Here is a 22,724-nt window from a genome sequence, read left to right as displayed (position 1 = left end):
TGAACCAGTCCGGGTTTCGTGGAGATTTTGGTGCCCCGGCCTCCAACAAACTCGGTTCCAGTCCATGTATCGAGATGTTGTTTGAACTTAGCCGAAAGTGGCCTTCTGTCAGGGATGGATCATGCCCCCAGCAAACCAGGTGCGTGCTGTGTGCTCTGCTGTCGGAGACAGGTCACTCAGGAGGACAACGGCAAGGCGGTTCCTGGCACGGGAACATGAGACATAGAAGAGGTTCTTCGTACGGACGATGCGGTCCTTAACGCCGGAAGGGTCAGTCAGCATCTCGTTCATGCTGTACATGGTCCAGGCTTTGTCGTCGATCACGGCCACGACGTCGTCGAACTCAGCGCCCTTGACGCCATGTTGCGTGGCAAGCGGTGTTTCCTCGTTTTTGTATAGGCCATAGGCCATGGCCTGCTTATAGGGGCAAGCAAGCACGGCGCGGGCGAGGTCTGCCCTCCGCTGAGCGCGCTTGTCGAGGTCCTTGGCCATGATGCTCCGCTCGCGCGCGCTGACCTCCGCGGGCTTCAGCAGCAATCCAGACTCGTGGACGTGATCGAAGACCGCGCCGATAGTCATGGTCGCGCGTGAGGTGACCACCCTTTGAAGGGCGTCGGAGATTCTGCCCTTGTCCGCATGCTTGGTGATCTTCACATTCCTGCTGGTGAGCAGGGTGGCCAGCAACGCGTGGTCCTCGGACTCGAAGGCGGTGCAAAAAGCCTCAATGTCGAGGGCATGGCGAATCAGAAGGTCAGTCGCGTCGTGCAGGGCGTCCTGCCGGCCGGCCTTTCGATAAGCCTCGTTGAGGTCGGAGTAGTCCAGATCCCGGGCGATGGCCCGGTGAGTCAGGTAGAGCCGCTTGGCAGTCGCCGACGTCCAACCAAGGTCGTCGAGTCGGGTGAGCGCCGACTCAAGGCGCTTCTCCTTCGGGACGTCCCGTTGCAGGAAGAGCTGAGTCTCTCCGTTACGGGGCGGGCCGACTGGCTTTTGCGGCAGCTCAGGACGCATGGCGTTGAGGACGTTAATGATCGATTGAGCGGAGCGGCGGTTTTCGTCTTTGGTGATGCGTTCAAGTTCAGGGTAGCCCGTCACTTCGCCCACGCCTGTCCGGTAGATCCTCTGCATCGAGTCGCCGAACAGTCCGATGGTGCATCTCCGGCTGACGGCGCCAGCCAGGTGGTCGAGTAGGACTTCCACAGTCAAGGGAGAGGTGTCTTGATACTCGTCCACGAGGATGTAGGGGAACCGGTCGGCGATGATTCGTGCCAGTTTTGGCGAGCTGGACACGAGTCGGTGGGACAGAGCCAGGACATCGTCGTGTGAGATCAGGCCCTGGGCGAGGTTCCGGCCAAGCTGGACGTATCGGATCTTGGTGCTCTCCGTAAGAGTCTGCAGATCCTGAGGGTCGTCGAACTCCTCGTTCCTGGCGATGAGCGCCGCGCGTAACGGTGTCTGGAACCGCTCGATCTCAGCCCAGAGAAACTCGTGAATCGTTGCGACGATCATGAGGGGGTCGGCGCCGATCCGCTCGCGGATCTCGTCCTTCGCCACGTTTGTGTAGGTGATGCACGCGATCCTGCCGCTAGTTCGCTCCAGGTCGGCGCGGCGCTCGGTGAGGAGGTGTCGCAGCGCCTGGACAAGCGTGTAGGTTTTCCCCGAGCCCGCACCCGCGTCGACGAGAAAGCTACGCCGCTCGTCCAGGGCGAGGATTACCCGTTCGGTGACGTCGCGATCAGCCACTGCAGCCCTTCGACAATGTATCGGGGAACGTTCCAGCCATCCAGCATGAGAATGTCGAACGCGAAGTCGGTTTTCTTCTCATTGAGGGAGGCAGCGATCTCGAAAGCGTTCTGAAGGATGTCCTCAGCGGTGATGGGATCTTCCAGGTGTCTTTCGAACGTGCTTTTGAGCGCGAGCTGGTCGAGGTTCTTGGCCAAGATTTCGGCGTTGGCGAGGATGAAGGCCTCTTCGAAGCTCCTCCCACAACGCATACCAGGTGCTTCGGGCATCTGGTAAGCCAGCCGCACACGATCGAAGGTGCGTTGCTCGGCCGTGGTGGCGAGCAACGCGTCGATAGTCGACAAGTTGGGCAGCCGGTCCTTGATCGTGGCGTTTGATGTGACCGCGCCACCGGTCTCCGTCCGGCAGGTCAGATACGTCGTCCGCTTTCTGCCGTTCTTGTCGACGCTCTCAAGCGGCTGGACAGAGTCGATATCCGTGATGATCAGGGTGCGCACGCCGAGGAAAGTAAGGAGCTCGCGGAAACGGTGGGCATAGGCGTCGCCCACCTCGACCACGGATACGTAGTCGCGGCGAAGTTGCTCGGCGCAGATCCGGATCATGGCCGGCATGAGGAGTCGTTCCGTCGCCCCCTCGATGAGGATGACGCTGTCAGCGAAGAACATGTCGCATCGGTGCAGCACCATGTACTTGGCGAGAAAACGCATGGTCTCCTCCGCCGGTACGGGTTTTGTAGTATGGCGGAACTCCGCTAGGTCCTTCACGACGAGCGTGGGGCCGGTGCAGTCGAAATAGCGCACTGCCTCGAAATGGCCGCTGGCGACGATGTGGGACGAGTGTGTGGTCACGATGACTTGAACGCCTTCTGCGTCCTGATCTTCCAGAAGGTCTCTGATGCCTCGGACGAAGACCTCCTGCATTTGAGGATGGAGATGGGCTTCTGGCTCTTCGACGAAGAGCAGGCTCACAGCGGGTTTGGGTGACGCGCGCCGATGAGACTCCAGGAAGCTGATGACTTGGAGCACGGTGAAAGCCAGCTTGCTGTAGCCGAGCCCGTTGTGCGCTTCCGGGAGTTGCCGGCTGCCGTCGCTGCTGGCATAGGTGATGCGCGTGGTGTTCTTGACGATGGACACGGGGTCGAGCTCTGAGACGATGCGGGGCCGCTGTCCCGGGCCGAAGATGCCTTTGCCGAAGGCGTCCATCCAGGAAAGGACCGGAGCGAAGATCTCGTCGTAGTTACTGTCGAGTCTTCTGGCCATCCCCAGGAGAGCGTTTTCGAACTTCGCGACAGTTGTTTGCTCGTCCTGGTGGTAGGTCTCCATGAACTTCTCGAAGGTGCGTGATAGCTTTCTGGTCCGGTCGGCGGAGACGTCGTCAAACTTGACCTGGGCAAAGACAAACATCGTTGAGATGATCTGCCTTGCCAACGTCCGTTCGATGGGAAGTTCGGTCCCCGTTGCTGAGCCTGTGCCAACTGCATGAAATGTCGCGTGAAAGTGGCGCTGGAAATACTTCGCGAGTTGCTTGTCGTCGGTATTCGCCTTGATGGCGGTCCTGAGAAAGTCCAGAGCACTCCGCACCTCGAACCGCGCCTCGATTTCGGCTTCGTGGCAGTCTTCGGACAGGTCGATGATGATCGCGCTGATCGGTGAAAGGTCCTCGTCTTCCCGGTAGGCGATGGTGAGCCGGAAAAAAATCTTCGGCAGTAGCTTGATCGCTCGGTCGGTCAGCGTGCTGGCCTGTACCGGGTCTGAATCCCTGAAACGCTCTGCCTGCCGGTAGGTGCGGACAGCGCGCTTGAGGGCGTCGATCTGGGAGGTCGGTAGGTCGTCCAGCGTGAAACGTGGCCGCTCGCCGCCAAAGAACCTCTCGAAGAGCTCGACGAAGGAAGTCTTGCCGCTGTTGTTCCTTCCGACGATGAGTGTGGTCGCATCATCGATGCGAATCTTCACTGCTTCGAGGGCACGGAAGTTCGTGACTTTGGCGCATACGAGTCGCATCTTTGTCCTGGATGTCCCTGCTTGGCCGTTTTGGGTGGCCCTGAAATAGCTGGTGCTTGTGAGAAGTATAGAAGCGTGCGATGAAGTAGGGACTCAAGAGGCAGAGCGCCCCCAGGTGGCAATCGAGGCTGCTGGTACAGCGATGATGATGTAGCAACCACGACGGCCCCTGGAGTGAGCTGCGATGATGCCGCCGATCACCGTCAGGGCGGAATAGGTGTATGTGTATCGTGTGACGGAGTTGTACCTTCGGGCAGGTGAACGAGTTGCAGGAGGGGCCACTCTTCAAGTTCTCGGAGTGGCCGAAGGGCCAGATTCCTCTTCTGGCTGCCGGGGTGTACACCGTGTGGCGGGGAGATGTGTTCTTGTATGCCGGGATGAGCGGTCGAGGGCGGAAGCAGGAGCACCTGGTGGCCGAGCCCGGCCAGAGCCAGAAGCCGCTGGGGTTGCGGACACGGCTGAAGGCGCACGCGTCGGGGAGGCGCTCAGGGGACCGGTTCAACATTCACGTCTGCGACCGCTTCGTCATCCCCGCCCTCACGCCCGAGCAGCAGGTCGACATTGGCCTTGGCCGCCTCAGCCTGGACCAGCTGACCAAAACCTACGTTCATGAGCATCTCGGCTACCGGTATCTGATCTGCCGCGATGGGAAGGAGGCCGGCCGGGTCGAGCGCGCTGTCCGCGGGGGCGCACTGCAAGCCGGGTCTCCGTACCTCAACCCCCAATCAGCTCAGGCTGTCCGCAGGTGACGGCGGAGGGTGTTCCTGTGGCAATCATGATGCTGGCGTACTCGCTGTGGGTGAAGCTGGAGCACGTCGCCGGACAGGTGCAAGCTAGTCTTCTGTCCACCGCCTGACAAGCCGTTCAGGAGGTCGGAGCGCGTATCGAGCACAGCGCATAGCATCTCTATGCGTTGTCCCATGCTCTTACGTACAGAACTCGATCAGATGGGCCCACGATGCAATGATCGAATAGGGTGTTCGCCGTGCTCGCTGCGTGCTCGTACGCCCCGTTACGTGTCGCCAGGCCCCGGCACCACCTGACACGCAATGTGCGCGGAAACGGTACGAGCTATCCGACGGTCGCAGGTTCGAATCCTGTAGCGCGCGCTATGGTCATGGTCTGACCTGCGGTTATGTGGGATCGGATGCGTTCTAGAATTTTCGTCTGGCGATTGCGTGCTCCGTGCGTGCTCGCGCGCACCAACCCCGTACACGCCATGATCGACATCGGCCTTCTGGGGTGCACCGCTTCAAAATTCATCGCATAGGGCTTGAGCTGGGAGTCCTCCGGAGTGGCTACGCGGCTCGGTGGTACTCGTTGATCAGCCCGTCGAGTATCTTGCGGCGGTCGATCCGGCCTTCCAGCGATACAGCGGATTGCTCATCGTGATTGGGTGGTCGCTGCGAGTGGGACTGGTGCGGGCGATGACTGTTGTAGTGGCCCGACATACTCGATCAGCACCGAGCGCAGGTTGTAGGTGCCGAACATTGTGCCACCGGGTTTGATCTGGGGTTTTGCTGTGCTCGATGGCTCGGCTCCGGCAGGATCGCAAGATGGCTCTGCGGCTGCTGTACTTGATCGTCTTACGAACATTCAGCTGGATCGCGCTACTCGTCCGATCACAGGCGTCCAAGGATGCAGAGATCCTGGTACTGCGGCATCAGTTGGCTGTTCTCCGGCGCCAGGTGGCCGCTCCCCATCCATCGTGGGCGGACCGGGCTATCATTTCCGCGCTCGCGCGACTTCTGCCCCAACGCCGCCGATGCGACCTGTTCATCACACCGCGGACGCTCCTCCTGCGCTGGCACGCCGACCTGGTGAAGCGACGCTGGACCTACCCCAAGCATGGGCCGGGACGACCACCGATCCGACCTACCATTCGAGCCCTGGTGCTGCGCCTGGCCGCCGAAAACTCGGACTGGGGATACCGGCGCATCGCCGGGCAGATCGCCAGCCTAGGCCGGAAGGTGTCACGGGCCACCGTGTGGGCGATCTTGAAGTGAGCCGGCTTCGATCCAGCGCCCCGGCGCAGCGGTCCGACCTGGGCTCAGTTTCTCCAGGCCCAGGCGTCCGGGATCACAGCGACTTCTTCTGCGTGGAGACGGTGATGCTTACGCGGCTGTACTGCTTCGCCGTGGTTGAGCACGCCACCCGGCGGGTCCACGTGCTGGGGGTTACGGCGACCCAACCGCCGGCTGGGTCGCCCAGCAAGCCCGCAACCTGATACTCGACCTGGGCGATCGGATCGGTGACTTCCGATTCCTGATCAGGGATCGGGACAGCAAGTTCACCACGCTGTTCGATGAGGGGTTCACGACCGAGGGCATCCGCGTAGTGCTCACCGCACCGCAGGTTCCTTGGATTAACGCGATCATGGCGCGGTGGGTGGGCAGTGTGCGCCGCGAGCTACTCGATCGGATTCTCATCATGAACGAACGCCACCTGCGCAAGGTCCTCGCCGAGTACGAGGCCTACTTCAATAGGCATCGTCCGCATCGGACCCGGCGGCAGGCCAGCCCTCTGCGGGCGCTGCCCGATCCGGTCGACGCCGACATCAAGGTCTCCCGACGAGACCGGCTCGGCGGCCTCCTACATGAATACGCCCAGATCGCATGAGGAGACACAATATTCGGCGCCCACAGGGTGCGTCGGGTGTGATGGTGAGTTCGTAGTCGATTCAAGTAGTTAATTGCCTGTGGTTGTTCTTCTCGCTGGGAAATAAACCGGCGCGACGACATAGGAATTCGAAACGGCTCTGACCTGCTCGCATGATCCTTGATGTCGTAGAAAATCGTTACCCGCCCTTGCCCGCGAGCCGCTGGTAAGGGCGGGGACCGAGTGCTTCGATTTCTATGCGAACGCCTCAGCCGCTTCCCCAGAATGACGCGGCGCTTTCTTGCCTGGTCGCCCGCCCCGGAGTCCCTCGCGCAGGCGTGAGTGCCGGTCATGTGAGACGGATGGTGACGGGGACGCTACAGAATTTGCCTGCCCCTTTTAGGAAATCAAGACTTCCTGTGTGATTTACGTCACACTGCTGTTTTTGGCCTGCCGGGCATGAGCTGGCCGAACCCCATTAGCTGGGACTATTTTCGGCCGGCTGCACCAACAGTGATCACCTTGTCAAGGCCTATTCCTGGTTCGACTTGTCTGTGTATATCTGTGGCGTTCTTTATGTGGCGCTTACGGGGATGCGCCTGGTCTGCGGGGAGCGTGGGCGTGGCCATGCGGCGTGCTCGGACAGGTGCGGGTGTGTTGGGCCGGACTCGGTTCGGCATCGGACGATATGGACCATCGCGGGGGCTGAGCCGCCTCGTCGTGGTCGTGACCATGATCCTCATGCCGGGGATTCTCGCGCTGCAGGCGCAGGCGGTCGTCGTGGACCCGGCGCCGAACCGGCTGGCGATCCCCGGCTCCCCAGCTTCAGGCTCCGCCCGAGCGGTCCCCGTCCAGCAGTCCGGAACCGCGGCGAACCTGCCGCATCTCGTCGACCCGGCCGCCACGCAGCCGAAGCCGAAGAACGAGGACAAGACGAAGGGCGTCGGCGAGAAGCGGCCCAAGGGCTCGCTCCCGCTGGAGAAGGCGCACGAGGTGCTCGACGAGCCGGCCACGGACGGGCTGAACAGCCCACCGCCGCTGACCTGGGACTCGTCCTCCGATCCCGCCGCATCTGCACCAACGAAGAATGACAGACAACAGACCCGTGTTCGCGCCGAGAGCACCGCCATGCACAGGGTGTCCTTGGGGAGCGCGACGCAGGACGAGGCGAAGGGCACCCGGACGCAGGCTGTCGCGGCCGCCGCGCTTCCGGCGGTGTCGGGAATGTCAGCCTCTCCGGCCCAGCAGGTGACGGGGTTGTGGACGTTCCCATCCACGCAGCCGACCTTCTACGCGTACGGCGAGGACGCGGACTCGCGGCCGTTGCGCCTGGAGACCCAGGTCGAGCACGACCCTTCGGTCGCCGCCCAGGGTACGGGTCTGATCTGGTCCGCTAGCGGCGACCTTTCGTCCAGCGGTTGTTACACGACGAGTAAGTGCTGGTTGCAGGCGCCGGCGGTGGCGTCGGGCAAGTTGAAGGACGGCTGGCTGGTTCGCTGGCGGGTGCGGGTGTCCACGTCCGGCGGCGTGGTGAGTGCCTGGTCGGCGTGGCAGGCCGGGCGGGTGGATACCTCCAAGCCGGTGGTGTCGGAGGCGATAGCCTCCCCCGGACAGTCGACGTCCGGGATCTGGAGCCTGCCGTCCACGCAGCCGAGCTTCTACGCCTATGGGGGTGACCCGGATTCGCGGGCGTTGCGCTTGGAGGCGCAGGTTGAGCACGATCCGTCGGTCGCGGCGCAGGGTACGGGGGTGATCTGGTCGGGTTCTGGTTCGTTGTCGTCCAGTGGTTGTTACACGACCAGTAGGTGCTGGTTGCAGTCTCCTGCGGTGACGTCGGGCAAGTTGAAGGATGGTTGGCTGGTCCGCTGGCGGGTGCGGGTGTCGGCCTCCGACGGGGTGGCGGGCCCGTGGTCGGAGTGGCAGGGCGGACGGGTGGACACCTCCAAGCCGGTGGTGTCGGAGATGCTGGCGTCCCCGGGTCAGCAGGTGGCGGGGTTGTGGACGTTGTCGTCCGCGCAGCCGACCTTCTACGCCTACGGCGGCGACCCCGATTCACGGACGTTGCGCCTGGAGGCACAGGTCGAACACGACCCTTCGGTCACCACGCAGGGCACGGGCCTGATCTGGTCGGGCTCAGGCGATCTGTCGAGCAGCGGCTGTTACACCACCAGTAGGTGCTGGTTGCAGTCTCCTGCGGTGACGTCGGGCAAGCTGAAGGACGGCTGGCTGGTCCGCTGGCGCGTACGAGTATCCACCTCCGACGGCGTGGTCGGCCCGTGGTCGGAGTGGCAGGAGTCCACCGTCGCGGTCAGCGGCACGGCGGGTAACGGCTTGGGCGCGGTGCCCGCCACCCGCGGCACCGACTCGTGGACGCTGGCCTCGGCCACACCGTGGCTGTATGCGAAGGTGACCGACGCCGGTGGTTCGAAGCTGGTCCTGGGCGCCGAGATCGAGCACGACCCAGCCGTACCAGCGCAGGGTACGGGCCTGATCTGGTCCGGCAAGGCCACGACTTCCTATGCCTCCGGCGGCAACGCCTGGGTGCAGATCCCGGCCGCGAAGCTGACGGACGGCATGAAGGTTCGCTGGCGGGTGCGTGGTGTGACCACGGCGGGCGTAGAGGGTGAGTGGTCGCCCTGGCAGAGCGCCGTGGTGGATGTGACGAAGCCGGCGGCGTCCGATGTGGGGCTGACGCCGGCGACCAAGGGTGCGATGTCGTGGACGGCGTCGTCGGTGACGCCGTGGGTGTACGCCAAGGTCAGCGACCCTGATTCGCGCGCTTCGAAACTGTGGGCACAAGTCGAGCACGACCCAGCCGTTCCCGCGCAGGGTACGGGGCTGATCTGGGAGGGCAAGGGAACCACGGCGTACGCCTCGGGGGGCAACGCGTGGGTGCAGGTCCCGGCCGGGCAACTGTCGGACGGGATGAAGGTCCGCTGGCGGGTACGCGGTGAAACCACCACCGGCACCCTCGGCCCATGGACCGACTGGTCCGCTGCCGGCATCGACCTCAACAAGCCGTCGGTCGAGTCGCTGGGGATGGATCCCGCGCTTCCTGGTTCCGCGTCGTGGACGGCGGGGACGTTGACGCCGTGGCTGTTCGCGAAGGTGACCGATCCGGAGAACCGGTCGAGCAAGCTCAACGTGGAGGTCGAGCACGACCCGGCCGTTCCCGCGCAGGGTGCGGGGCTGATCTGGTCGGGTTCCTCGGACAAGGCGTACGTGCCGGGTACCAATGCCTGGGCGGTCGTGCCGTCAGGGAAGCTGACCGACGGGTGGCAGATCCGTTGGCGGGCCCGCGCCACCACCATGTCCGGCGTGTCGGGGCCGTGGTCGGAGTGGGTGTCGGCGCGCGTGGACACGACGGTGTTCAAGACGATCCCGCCCGGGCCCGCAGTGAGCATGGTGTCGGTGCCTGTCGGCCAGTTGGTGACGGGCAAGTGGATACTGCCGACCACCAACCCGTCCTTCACCGCCGCGATCTCGGACGTGGACCGGCGGCCTGGCGTGCTGGAGGCGGAGGTCGAGCACGACCCGGCGGCGGCCGGCCAGGGTACGGGGCTGATCTGGTCCGGGCAGGGCACGACGTTCGGTGATACCTGTTTCACGGGGCAGACTTGTTTGGCTTCGCATGAGTCGCCCGCGGTGACGGGGTTGCAGAACGGCTGGCACGTCCGGTGGCGGGTGCGCGCGGTGGTGCAGTCCACCGCCACCGCCGGCGCGCTGGTGTCGGGCCCGTGGTCGGAGTGGCAGGCCGCGCGGGTGGACACCTCCAAGCCGGTGGTGTCGGAGATGTTGGCCTCCCCAGGACAGCAGGTGGCGGGGTTGTGGACGTTGTCGTCCGCGCAGCCGACCTTTTACGCCTACGGCGGCGACCCCGAGTCACGGAAGTTGCGCCTGGAGGCGCAGATCGAGCACGACCCGTCAGCCGCCGGCCAGGGTTCAGGTTTGATCTGGTCCGATACCGGCACGGTGTCCAGCAGCGGCTGTTACACGTCGAGCAGGTGCTGGTTGCAGTCTCCCGCTGTGGCGTCGGGCAAGCTGAAGGACGGCTGGCTGATCCGCTGGCGCGTGCGGGTGTCCACCGCCGACCAGGTGTCGGGCCCGTGGTCGGAGTGGCAGGCCGGACGGGTGGACACCTCCAAGCCGGTGGTGTCGGAGATGCTGGCCTCCCCAGGACAGCAGGCGTCAGGACTGTGGAGGTTGCCGTCCACGCAACCGTCCTTCTACGCCTACGGCGGCGACCCGGACTCGCGGCCGTTGCGCCTGGAGGCGGAGATCGAGCACGACCCGTCGGCCGCGGGCCAGGGCTCGGGGCTGATCTGGGCGGCCGCCGGCGCGGTGTCGAGCGGCGGTTGCTACACGACGAGTAGATGCTGGTTGCAGTCTCCTACGGTGGCGTCGGGCGAACTCAAGGACGGCTGGCTGATCCGCTGGCGGGTTCGGGCGTCCACCGCTGAGGGGGAGGCGGGTCCGTGGTCGGAGTGGCAGTCCGCGCGGGTGGACGCCTCCAAGCCAGTGGTGTCGGAGATGCTGGCCTCTCCGGGCCAGCAGGTGGCGGGGTTGTGGACGTTGCCGTCCACGCAGCCGACCTTCTACGCCTACGGCGGCGACCCCGACTCGCGGGCGTTGCGTCTGGAAGCGCAGGTCGAGCACGATCCCGCGGTCGCAGCGCAGGGCACAGGGTTGATCTGGGCGGCCGCCGGCGCGGTGTCGAGCGGCGGTTGTTACACGACGAGTAGATGCTGGTTGCAGTCTCCCGCGGTGACGGCGGGCAAGCTGAAGGACGGCTGGCTGATCCGCTGGCGGGTCCGCGTGTCCACCGCCGACGGGATTGCCAGCCAGTGGTCGGAATGGCAGGGCGGACGGGTGGACACCTCCAAGCCGGTGGTGTCGGAGATGCTGGCGTCCCCGGGTCAGCAGGTGGCGGGGTTGTGGACGTTGTCGTCCGCGCAGCCGAGCTTCTACGCCTATGGGGGTGACCCGGATTCGCGGGCGTTGCGTCTGGAGGCGCAGGTTGAGCACGATCCGTCGGTCGCGGCGCAGGGTACGGGGTTGATCTGGTCGGGTTCTGGTTCGTTGTCGTCCAGTGGTTGTTACACGACCAGTAGGTGTTATCTGCAGACGCCTGCGGTGACGGCGGGCAAGTTGAAGGATGGTTGGCTGGTCCGCTGGCGGGTGCGGGTGTCGGCCTCCGACGGGGTGGCCGGTCCGTGGTCGGAGTGGCAGGAGTCGACGGTCGCGGTGAGCGGCACGGCGGGTAACGGCCTGGGTGCGGTGCCCGCCACGCGTGGAACTGACTCGTGGACGTTGGCGTCCGTCACACCGTGGTTGTACGCGAAGGTGACCGACGCCGGCGGTTCGAAACTGGTGCTGGCTGCGGAGGTCGAGCACGATCCGGCCGTACCGGCGCAGGGTACGGGGCTGATCTGGTCCGGCAAGGCCACGACCTCCTACGCTTCGGGCGGCAATGCCTGGCTGCAGGTCCCGGCCGGGCAACTGACGGACGGGATGAAGGTTCGCTGGAGGGTGCGCGGTGTGACGACGGCGGGCGCGGAGGGCGAGTGGTCGCCCTGGCAGAGCGCCACCGTCGACGTGACGAAGCCCGCCGCCTCCGACGCCGGTTTGACCCCGGCGACCAAGGGTGCGACGTCGTGGACGGCGTCGTCGGTGACGCCGTGGGTGTACGCCAAGGTCAGCGACCCTGATTCGCGTGCTTCGAAACTGTGGACGCAGGTCGAGCACGACCCGACCGCGACCGGGCAGGGTACGGGCCTGATCTGGGAGGGCAAGGGCACCACCGCGTACGCCTCGGGCGGCAACGCCTGGGTGCAGATCCCGGCCGCGAAGCTGACGGACGGGATGAAGGTCCGCTGGCGCGTACGCGGTGAGACCGCCACCGGCGCCGTCGGCCCATGGACCGACTGGACCTCCACCAGCATCGACCTGCGCAAACCGTCGGTGTCGGGCTTGTCGATGACTCCGGCGACCTGGGACGCCGGAAGCTGGACGGCGGCGGCGACCTCGCCGTGGCTCTACGCGAAGGTGACCGACCCGGAGACCAGGGATTCCCTGCTCGCCGTGGAGATCGAGCACGACCCGGCCGCGACCGGCCAAGGCAGCGGCCTGATCTGGACGGGGAAGAGCGCTCAGCCGTACCACTCCGGTGACAACGCGCTGGTGCAGGTGCCGGGCGGGAAGTTGTCCGATGGGATGAGGATCCGCTGGCGGGCTCGTGCCGAGACCACCACCGGCGCCATCAGCCCGTGGTCGGACTGGACCCAGGCGCGCATCGACCTCAACAAGCCGTCGGTCGAGTGGCTGGGCATGGACCCGGCGCTGCCGGGCAGCGCGTCGTGGACGGCGGGGACGCTGACGCCGTGGCTGTTCGCCAAGGTGATCGATCCGGACAACCGGTCCAGCAAGCTCAACGTGGAGGTCGAGCACGACCCGGCTGCCGCCGGGCAGGGGATCGGGCTGATCTGGTCGGGCTCCTCGGACAAGAATTACGCGACGGGCACGATCGCCTGGGCGGCCGTACCGGCAGGAAAGCTGACCGACGGGTGGCAGATCCGCTGGCGCGCCCGCGCCACCACCACGTCCGGGGCGTCGGGGCCGTGGTCCGCGTGGGTGTCGGCGCGCGTGGACACGACGATCTCCAAGACGATCCCGCCCGGCCCTGCCGTGAGCACGGTGTCCGCGCCTGTCGGCCAGTTGGTGTCCGGCACGTGGATACTGCCGAGCACCAGCCCGTCCTTCACCGCCGCCATCTCCGACGCCGACCGGCGGCCCGGTGTGCTGGAGGCGGAGGTCGAGCACGACCCGGCGGCGGCCGGCCAGGGTACGGGGCTGATCTGGTCCGGGCAGGGCACGACGTTCGGTGATACCTGTTTCACGGGGCAGACGTGTTTGGCTTCGCATGAGTCGCCCGCGGTGACGGGGTTGCAGAACGGCTGGCACGTCCGGTGGCGGGTGCGCGCGGTGGTGCAGTCCACGGCTGCTCCGGGCGCGCTGGTGTCGGGCCCGTGGTCGGAGTGGCAGGCCGCGCGGGTGGACGCCTCCAAGCCGGTGGTGTCGGAGATGTTGGCTTCTCCGGGCCAGCAGGTGGCGGGGTTGTGGACGTTGCCGTCCACGCAGCCGACCTTTTACGCCTACGGCGGCGACCCGGATTCACGCGCGTTGCGCTTGGAGGCGCAGGTCGAGCACGACCCGTCGGCTGCCGGCCAGGGTTCAGGTTTGATCTGGTCCGGTATTGGCACGGTGTCGAGCAGTGGTTGTTACACGACCAGTAGGTGCTGGTTGCAGTCTCCCGTGGTGGCGGCGGGCAAGCTGAAGGACGGCTGGCTGATCCGCTGGCGCGTGCGCGTGTCCACGGCAGCCGCGGTGGCCAGTCAGTGGTCGGAGTGGCAGGCCGGGCGGGTGGACGCCTCCAAGCCGGTGGTGTCGGAGATGTTGGCTTCTCCGGGCCAGCAGGTGGCGGGGTTGTGGACGTTGCCGTCCACGCAGCCGAGCTTCTACGCCTACGGCGGCGACCCGGATTCACGCGCGTTGCGCTTGGAGGCGCAGGTCGAGCACGACCCGTCGGCTGCCGGCCAGGGTTCAGGTTTGATCTGGTCCGGTATTGGCACGGTGTCGAGCAGTGGTTGTTACACGACCAGTAGGTGCTGGTTGCAGTCTCCCGTGGTGGCGGCGGGCAAGCTGAAGGACGGCTGGCTGATCCGCTGGCGCGTGCGCGTGTCCACGGCAGCCGCGGTGGCCAGTCAGTGGTCGGAGTGGCAGGCCGGGCGGGTGGACGCCTCCAAGCCGGTGGTGTCGGAGATGTTGGCTTCTCCGGGCCAGCAGGTGGCGGGGTTGTGGACGTTGCCGTCCACGCAGCCGAGCTTCTACGCCTACGGCGGCGACCCGGATTCACGCGCGTTGCGCTTGGAGGCGCAGGTCGAGCACGACCCGTCGGCTGCCGGCCAGGGTTCAGGTTTGATCTGGTCCGGTATTGGCACGGTGTCGAGCAGTGGTTGTTACACGACCAGTAGGTGCTGGTTGCAGTCTCCCGTGGTGGCGGCGGGCAAGCTGAAGGACGGCTGGCAGGTCCGCTGGCGCGTACGGGTGTCCACCGCTGACGGAGTGGCCAGTCAGTGGTCGGAGTGGCAGGCCACGCGGGTGGACGCCTCCAAGCCCGTGGTCTCGGAGGCGACGGCCTCCCCAGGACAGCAGACGTCAGGGTTGTGGACGCTGACCTCGACGCAGCCGACCTTCTACGCCTACGGCGGCGACCCCGATTCACGGAAGCTGCGCTTGGAGGCGCAGGTCGAGCACGACCCTTCGGTCGCCACGCAAGGTACGGGGTTGATCTGGTCGGGTTCTGGTGACGTGTCGAGCGGCGGGTGTTACACGACGAGTAGGTGCTGGTTGCAGACCCCTGCGGTGGCGTCGGGCAAGTTGAAGGACGGCTGGCTGGTTCGCTGGCGGGTGCGGGTGTCCACCTCCGATGGGGTGGTGGGCCCGTGGACGGAGTGGCAGGCGTCCACCGTCGCGGTGAGCGGAACGGCGGGTGACGGCCTGGGCGCGGTGCCCGCCACCCGCGGCACCGACTCGTGGACGGTCGCCTCGGCCACACCGTGGTTGTACGCGAAGGTGACCGACGCCGGCGGATCGAAGCTGGTGCTGGAAGCCGAGATCGAGCACGACCCGGCCGCTCCCACCCAGGGCACGGGCCTGATCTGGTCCGGCAAGGGCACCACCTCCTACGCCTCAGGCGGCAACGCCTGGGTGCAGGTCCCGGCCGGGCAACTGTCGGACGGGATGAAGGTCCGCTGGCGGGTACGCGGCATCACCACCGCCGGCGCTGAAGGCGAATGGTCCCCCTGGCAGAACGGCACCGTGGACCTCCGCAAGCCCAGCATCGACGGCCTGGGGATGAACCCGGCGATCCGCGGCACGACCTCGTGGACCGCCGAGTCGCTGACGCCGTGGATGTACGCCAAGGTGACCGATCCCGAGAACCGGCCCAGCAAGCTCGATGTCGAGGTGGAGCACGACCCGGCCACCGGCGACGAGGGCACGGGCCTGATCTGGTCGGGCTCCTCGGACAAGGAGTACGCCTCCGGCACCAACGCCTGGACCGCCGTACCGGCCGACAAGCTGACCGACGGCTGGCACATCCGCTGGCGCGCCAGGGCCACCACCACCTCCGGGGTTTCCGGGCCGTGGTCGGACTGGGTGTACGCGACCGTCACGGCGCTGCCGTTCGAGTCGTTCTCCCCGGCCAACAACAGCCAGGTGGGCTCGTTGACGCCGGTGCTGTCGGCGAACGCGCGCCCCTTCAACAAGGGCGAGGTCAAGTACTGGTTCCAGATCTGCGCGGGCAGCGCACCCAACTGGCGCTGGTGCAAGGACTCCGCCGCGGAGACCAAGGACTGGACCACGGCGGGCGCCTGGCAGGTTGTCGACGAGCGGTTGAAGTGGGGGGAGACGTACTCGTGGATGGCGAAGGCCGCCACCACCTACACCACGGTGACCTCCTCGTGGCGGACCTTCACGCTGGTGCCGGAGCAGGCGAACATCAACGGCCTGCTGGCAGGCGGCACGCAGGACCGGGAGTTCAACCATATGTCGGGCAACTACGCGCCCACGACGACGGACGCCTCGGTGGCGGTGCTCGGCCCGCCCTTGTCGGTGAGCCGCACCTACAACAGCCTGGACCCGCGCACCGACGGGATCTTCGGTGCCGGGTGGACCACCCGATGGGACATGCGGATCGAGGAGGAGCCGACCGGGAGCCTGCTGGTGACCTATCCCAGCGGGGAACAACTGCGGTTCGCCCCGACGGGCAACGGCATGTACGCGCCCCCGTCGGGGACGTTCGCGACGATGGCCGCGGAGCAGGCGGGTGGCTGGCGGTTGATGGACAAGTCGGCCACGTCCTACTGGTTCGACACGTCCGGCAGCCTCACCAAGATCACCGATCACCGGGGGCGGGCGCAGGAACTGACCCGCGGCACCGACGGCAAGCTGACCAAGGTGACCGCGACGGGTGGCAGGTCGCTGACGTTCACCTGGGCGGGGAACCACGTGGCGAGCGTGTCCACCGACCCCGTAGACGGCAACCCGCTGACCTGGACCTACACCTACACAGCTGATCAACTGGTCAAGGTGTGCCCGCCGACCTCGGCGACGGCCTGCACGACGTATGAATACGGCACGGCCTCGCGGTACAAGAGCGTGATCATCGATTCCGGGCCGGAGTACTACTACCGGCTGAACGAGGCCGAGACCCGTACCGGCACCACCGTCGCGAGCGCGGCGGGCTGGAACATCACCGAGGAGCAGGCCAAGCTGAACGGGACCACCCCGGCCGACCTCGGCGCCCAGGTGCCGGGTGCGCTGGCCGGGTCGCCGGACACCGCGATGCGCTTCAAGGGAGCGGCGACCTCCACCCACGTGCAACTGCCGCGCAACGCGATCAGCGGCCAGGGCGGCGACCTGGCCGTGGAGGCGTGGTTCAAGACCACCGCGTCCGGAACGGTCATCGGAATGCAGAACTCGGGGACCAACGGGCCGTCGGCGTTCACGCCGGTGGTGTACGTAGGCACCGACGGAAAGCTGCGCGGCCAGTTCTTCACCGGCTCCTCTACCGTCGCGCAGACCCCGATCACCTCCACTGGCGCCGTCAACGACGGCACCTGGCACCATGCGGTGCTGTCGTCGGTGGAGACCAAGCCCGCCTCAAGCTCGGCGCCCGCCGAGCACACGCAGACGCTGTACCTGGACGGAGCCGCGGTGGGCACGCTGGCCGGGGAGATCCAGCACGGTGACATGGCGGAGACCCGGATCGGCTCCGGATACGGCTCCACGGCCTGGCCGTCCAGCACGACCAGCACCGCGCTGTTCCCGTTCAACGGCGACATCGATGAGGTCGCGATCTACGGCAAGCCGATGGGTGAGGCGGCGGTACAGCGGCACTTCGCAGCCGGGAAGGCGCAGCCACAGCTGGCCAAGGTGACCCAGCCGTCGGGCCGGGTGTGGGCGGTCAACGCCTACAACCCCGACGGCGGGCGGTTGGTGACGCACACCGACGCCAACGGCGGCACGTGGAAGCTGTCGGATCCGGTGTACGCCAAGCAGACCACCATCTCCACCTTCGCCACCGTGACAGTGACCGATCCGGACAATGGAGGCATCACCTACGTCTCCGACGCGCAGCGTGGCTACCGGGACGTGGCGGTGACCGACCAGGTCGGCGCGACCACGAAGTACACCTATGACGTGGGCGGATATCCGGCCAAGGTGATCGATCCGAACGGCAACGTGGTCGAGCTGGCGTTCAACGGCCGGGGGAACCTGCTGTCGAGGAAGACCTGTCGGACGGCGGGCGTGAACTGCTCGACGGAGTACTACAACTACTTCGTCGACACCGAGAAGCCGTTCGACCCGCGCAACGACGTGAAGATCGCCCAGCGGGACGGCCGATCGGCCTCGCCCACCGATGAGTCCTACATGACCTCCTGGGCGCGCAACGCCTTCGGTGAGGAGATCAAGACCACCACTCCGCCCACGGAAGATTTCCCGACCGGTCGCAGCACGAGCAACACCTACACCGACGGCACCGAACCCGCAGCCGGCGGCGGCACCATGCCGGCGGGCCTGATGAAGACGGAGAAGGACTTCAAGGGCAACGAGACCACCTACGCCTACAACGCCGCCGGTGACCTCGTCACTGAGACTCTGCCGTCGGGGCTGGTGAAGAAGTACACCCATGACGCGCTCGGCAGGGTGATCTCGACCACCGAGATCTCCAAGGCGAACCCCGAGGGCGTGACCACCACGACCAGCTACGACGTCATGGGCAGGCCGCTGACCAAGGCAGGGCCCGGGATCAAGAACGACGTCGACGGCAAGACCCACACGCTGAAGTGGTCGGCCACCTACGACGCCGACGGGCTGCTGCTGACCGAAACCAATGCGGACCTGATGGGCGGGGACGCTGCACGGACCACGACCTACACCTACGACGCCCACGGCCAGCAGGAGACGGTGACCGATCCCGAAGGCGCGGTCACGCGGTCCGGGTACGACGCCAAGGGACAGAAGACCACGTCCACCGACCCGCGCGGCGCCACGCTGGCCTACATCTACACGCCGCGCGGAGAGCTGGCCACCACGGTGCTGAAGGGATGGACGGGCAGCCCGCTCGACCCGCAGCCGGCCACCGACGTGGTGATGGAGTCCATCGCCTACGACCCCGCCGGCCGCATCGCGTCCAAGACCGACGCGATGGGCCGCACCACCACCTACACCTACTACGCCGACAACCTGCCGTTGGAGGCGACCGCCAAGGGAGCCAAGCTGAACGGCTCCGCCACCGGGCGCGACGTCGTGCTGGACTCGCGGGTGTACGACGCGGCCGCGCAACTTGTCCGGCAGACGACCAACGGCGGCACGCTGCGCGTCGACGCCGCCTACGACGCCGCCGGGCGGATCAGTTCGCAGGTGGTGGACCCGGAGACGCTGGCGCGCAAGACCAGCTTCACCTACGATGCGAACAACAACGTGACCAAGGTGACGCGCACCGCCGCGGGCACCAGCCGGAGCGAGGTCGCCGAGTTCGAGTACGACGTGCTCGACCAGCCGACCCGGCAGACCATCCACAATGACGGCGCAGACCTGGTCACCACGCTGACCGTGGACGATCGCGGTCTGGTGACGGCGATGACCGACCCGCGCGGCAACGCCGCGGGGGCCGACCCGGCCGACTTCACCACCAGCGTGACCTACAGCACGGCCGGGCAGCCGGTGCGCCTGCAAATGCCCGCCGTCCAGGTGGAACGCAACGGCGGTGCCGCCGTCACCGAGCGGCCCACGTCCAAGCTGGGCTACAACACCTTCGGCGAGCGTACGCACCAGGTCGACCCCGAAGGCCGCACCACCACGGCGGTCTACGACCGGGCTGGGCGCGTCACCACGCAGACCCTCCCGGTCTACACCCCGCCCGGCGGACAGCCGATCACCCCGACCACGACGGCGGAATACGACGCGGCCGGTCAGGTGGTCAAGGCGACTGGCGTGCGCGGCCAGGTCACCACCGCCGTCTACGACGTGCTGGGCCGCAAGGTGAAGGTCACCGACCCGCCCGCCAGCGGAGCGGCGGCCGGGACGTGGACGTTCGGTTACGACCTGCTCGGCGAATCGTCGTGGACTGTGGATCCGACCGGAGCACGGTCCGAGGCGACCTACGACGACCTCGGGCGGCAGATCACGCTCTCGACCATCGAGCGCAAGCCGACGCCGGGCGTCTACGTCACCAAGCTGGACTACGACGACGCGGGACGGGTGGTGAAGACCACTCGTCCCACCGGCGACGCCTCCACCCGCGCCTACGACACGACCGGTGCGTTGACCAAGCAGACCGACGCGCTCGGCAACGCCACCACCTTCGGCTACGACCTGGCCGGACGGCCCACCACGACCACCAACGCGCTCGGGATCACCTCGACGGCCTTCTACGACCTGGCGGGTCGCAAGACCGAGACCCAGGAGCAGGACGCGACGGGGAAGGTGCTGCGCACCGTGAAGGCCGGCTACGACCTGGCCGGCAACCCGATCAGCAGCACGTCGGGCGAGGGGCACACCGTCACTCGCGCCTACGACGCCGCCAACCGGATGACCTCGATGGTCGAGCCGGTCTCCGCGTCCGAGCAGATTACCAGCACCTTCGGCTACGACGCCGCCGGCGCCCAGACCCGCACCACCAACGGCCGCGGCAACTCCACCTACACCACCTACAACAGCCTCGGCCTGGTGGAGATTGTGATCGAGCCGGCCACCGCGCAGCACCCCGACCTGAAGGACCGCACCTGGACCGTCGCCTACGACGCGGCCGGCAACCCCGCCGTCAGCCTGGCTCCCGGCGGGGTACGGGTCGAGCGCACCTTCGACGAGCTCAACCGGCTCGTCAAGCAGACCGGTACGGGAGCCGAGGCCGACACCGAGGCCAAGACGTTCGGCTACGACTCGGTCGGCCGCATGATCACCGCCAACGATCTGACCTTCACCCTCAACGACCGCGGCCAGCTGCTCAAGTCCAGCAGCGCCGTCGCCGGTGACCTCAACGTCTATGCCTACGACGCCGACAACCGCGTCGTGCAGCGCACCGACGGCACCGGCACCTCCACCTTCACCTGGGACGACGCCGACCGGCTCACCCAGTCGGTGGACCCGGTCTCGGGCACCACGATCGACTACACCTACGACAAGGCCAACCGCCTGACCGGTATGGCCTACGGCGCGGGCGGTGCCCGCCGCACCTACGGCTACGACGACCTGAACCGGCTCGCCAAGGACACGCTCACCACCTCAGCCGCGGGGCCGATCGCGTCCATCGAGTACGGCTACGACTTGGACGACAACATGACGTCCAAGACCACCACGGGAACCGCCGGCGCCGGGAAGAACACCTACACCTACGACTGGGCCAACCGGCTCATCTCCTGGACCGCGCCCGACGGCGCCAAGACCGACTACGGCTGGGACGCCACGGGCAACCGCGTCAAGGCAGGCGACAAGACCTACACCTACGACGAACGCGACAGGCTGACCGCGGGCGACGGCAAGACGTACACCTACACCGCTCGCGGAACCCTCGCCGAAGAAGGCAATGGCATGGTCCGCCTCACCAAGTCCGACGCCTTCGACCGCCTCGTCAACGACGACGGCGTGCAGTACGACTACGACGCCCTCGACCGGGTCGAGACCCGCACGCAGAGCGGCAAGACCCAGCGCATGACCTACGACGGCACCACCAACAACCTCGTCGCCGTCACCGACACCGCCACCGGCGCCAAGACCGCGATGTTCGGCCGGGACGCCCTCGGCCGCACCCTGGGCCTGTCGGATGGCGCCGGCGCGCAGCTCGCGTTCTGCGATCTGCGCGGCGATCTCATCGGAGCCTTCACCGCCACCGGCACCTCACTGATCGACTCGGTCGCCTACAACCCCTTCGGGGAGGTCGTCACCCGCACCGGAGCAGCCCACACCCTCGGCTATCAGGGCGCCTACACCGACCCGAGCACCGGCAAGGTCAACATGGCCGCCCGCTGGTACCAGCCCACCACCGGCAGCTTCATCAGCCGAGACACCCTCACTCAAAGTGCCGACCCCTCTGTCCAGCTCAACCGTTACACCTACGCCAACGACAACCCGCTCACGAACGTCGATCCCGACGGCCACGCCTCCTGTGCGAAGAAGCCGTACCAGAAGAAATGCGAGAAGCAATACGACACGTGCGTCGACAATGGCTTCAAGGGCAAGAAGTGTGATCCGTACGAGTCCTTCTACAACGACTGCACGGCCGGCTTGACGAAGGACAAGGGATGCAAGTCCGCGAACGAGAAGTATAACGATTGCCGATTCGCCGGCACCAAGGCGAAGACCTGCGAGGAGAAAGCGGTGTACTCCGCGTGTGTCACTGGCGGTGGCGGAGGCACCTGCACAGGTCAGAAGAAGGTGTACACGCAGTGTATGTCGGGGAAGAACTCCGATCGGGCGGGCTGTATCGAAGCGGGTCCTGAGTACCAAGAGTGTTTGCATCGCTACTCGAGCGCCACCAAGATGTGCAAGGGGTCGGCCATTGAGTATGCGAAGTGTCGTGGCGACAGGTCGCATGGTGGCGACACCGACCAATGCAAGGTCGTGAGCGAGGCATACTCGGTGTGCGCCTACAAGGGCGGCCTGCCTGAGGGGCTGGGCGGACGGCACGGCTACGGAAACAGCGCGAAATACTGCCAAGGAATAGCAGCCGACGCAACTCAGTGCCTGACCAAGATAAAGGGATCCCTGGGTGACTGCTTTGCCGCCGCCGTGGTGGAGCTGGACTGCATGGACAAGAAGCACAAGATGGCTGCATGTGGAAAATTGGGGGACGCCATCCGTTGGTGCATCGACCATCCCACATCCACCTATTGCGATTCCACGCCCGGAAAACACTGCGTTCGCTCAGAAAAAGGCGGTCACACCTACAGAACGTGTACGACATATTATTCTCCGGTACAGGCGTGGTTCATGTCGAACATCTACAAGAAAGACAAGGACATCGCCGCTCCGGGCATCTGTAACCTCACTAAGTTCCTGGGCCACATACCGGCAGCCAAAACTGCGGAAGGTGCAGCAAATACGGTTTGCGGAGCAATCAAGGACGGGATCGATATCCTCAACTCCCTGGGCCCGGACGTGGACGCGATGAACAAGAAATGGGATGAGTTCCGCACCAAGTATCCCGGCCGCGGGATAAACGTCAGAGAGAAGTGCATGAGGGAGGACGACGGGATCGGCCTGAAGGCGCCTTGGAGATGTGGTCCCTTGACGTACAATCCCGCTTGATCCTTCCAGGCATTC

The 22,724-nt window shown here is 66.1% G+C and carries 6 protein-coding genes; 4 read left to right on the top strand and 2 right to left on the bottom strand.

Going from position 1 to position 22,724, the window contains the following annotated elements; genetic code table 11:
- Window positions 1-108: 108 nt before the first annotated feature.
- Together ACQPWU_RS48730 and ACQPWU_RS48725 are read right to left on the bottom strand one after the other, a co-directional pair.
- Complete coding sequence (locus ACQPWU_RS48730; protein WP_433433120.1) at window positions 109-1,740, bottom strand: UvrD-helicase domain-containing protein; 1,632 nt, start codon at window positions 1,738-1,740, stop codon at window positions 109-111.
- A complete protein-coding gene (locus ACQPWU_RS48725; protein ID WP_433433118.1) occupies window positions 1,710-3,740 on the bottom strand; it encodes an ATP-dependent nuclease in 2,031 nt (676 codons plus the stop codon). Before ACQPWU_RS48725 ends, ACQPWU_RS48730 begins: the two co-directional genes overlap by 31 nt.
- A 257-nt stretch (window positions 3,741-3,997) precedes the next feature.
- On the opposite strand from ACQPWU_RS48725, the gene ACQPWU_RS48720 reads away from it, so the two are divergent.
- The 4 genes from ACQPWU_RS48720 to ACQPWU_RS48705 all read left to right on the top strand — a co-directional run bounded on the left by ACQPWU_RS48720 (window position 3,998) and on the right by ACQPWU_RS48705 (window position 22,709).
- On the top strand, window positions 3,998-4,489 hold the full coding sequence (locus tag ACQPWU_RS48720) for a hypothetical protein (RefSeq protein ID WP_433433116.1): 492 nt from the start codon (window positions 3,998-4,000) through the stop codon (window positions 4,487-4,489).
- A gap of 807 nt (window positions 4,490-5,296) precedes the next feature.
- The gene (locus ACQPWU_RS48715; protein ID WP_433433115.1) at window positions 5,297-5,746 is read left to right on the top strand and encodes a helix-turn-helix domain-containing protein; all 450 of its coding nucleotides are present in this window, start codon (window positions 5,297-5,299) and stop codon (window positions 5,744-5,746) included.
- Window positions 5,747-6,077: 331 nt separating this feature from the next.
- Window positions 6,078-6,359 (top strand): integrase core domain-containing protein, encoded by a 282-nt coding sequence (locus ACQPWU_RS48710; RefSeq protein ID WP_433433114.1) that lies wholly within the window; start codon window positions 6,078-6,080, stop codon window positions 6,357-6,359.
- Window positions 6,360-7,079: 720 nt separating this feature from the next.
- On the top strand, window positions 7,080-22,709 hold the full coding sequence (locus ACQPWU_RS48705; RefSeq protein ID WP_433433113.1) for an RHS repeat-associated core domain-containing protein: 15,630 nt from the start codon (window positions 7,080-7,082) through the stop codon (window positions 22,707-22,709).
- The last annotated feature ends 15 nt before the right edge of the window (window positions 22,710-22,724 follow it).

The organism is Nonomuraea sp. CA-141351 (assembly GCF_050944675.1).
GTDB lineage: Bacteria > Actinomycetota > Actinomycetes > Streptosporangiales > Streptosporangiaceae > Nonomuraea.
The sequence above is the reverse complement of the archived record's forward strand: the minus strand, read 5'-3'. Positions and strand labels throughout refer to the sequence as shown.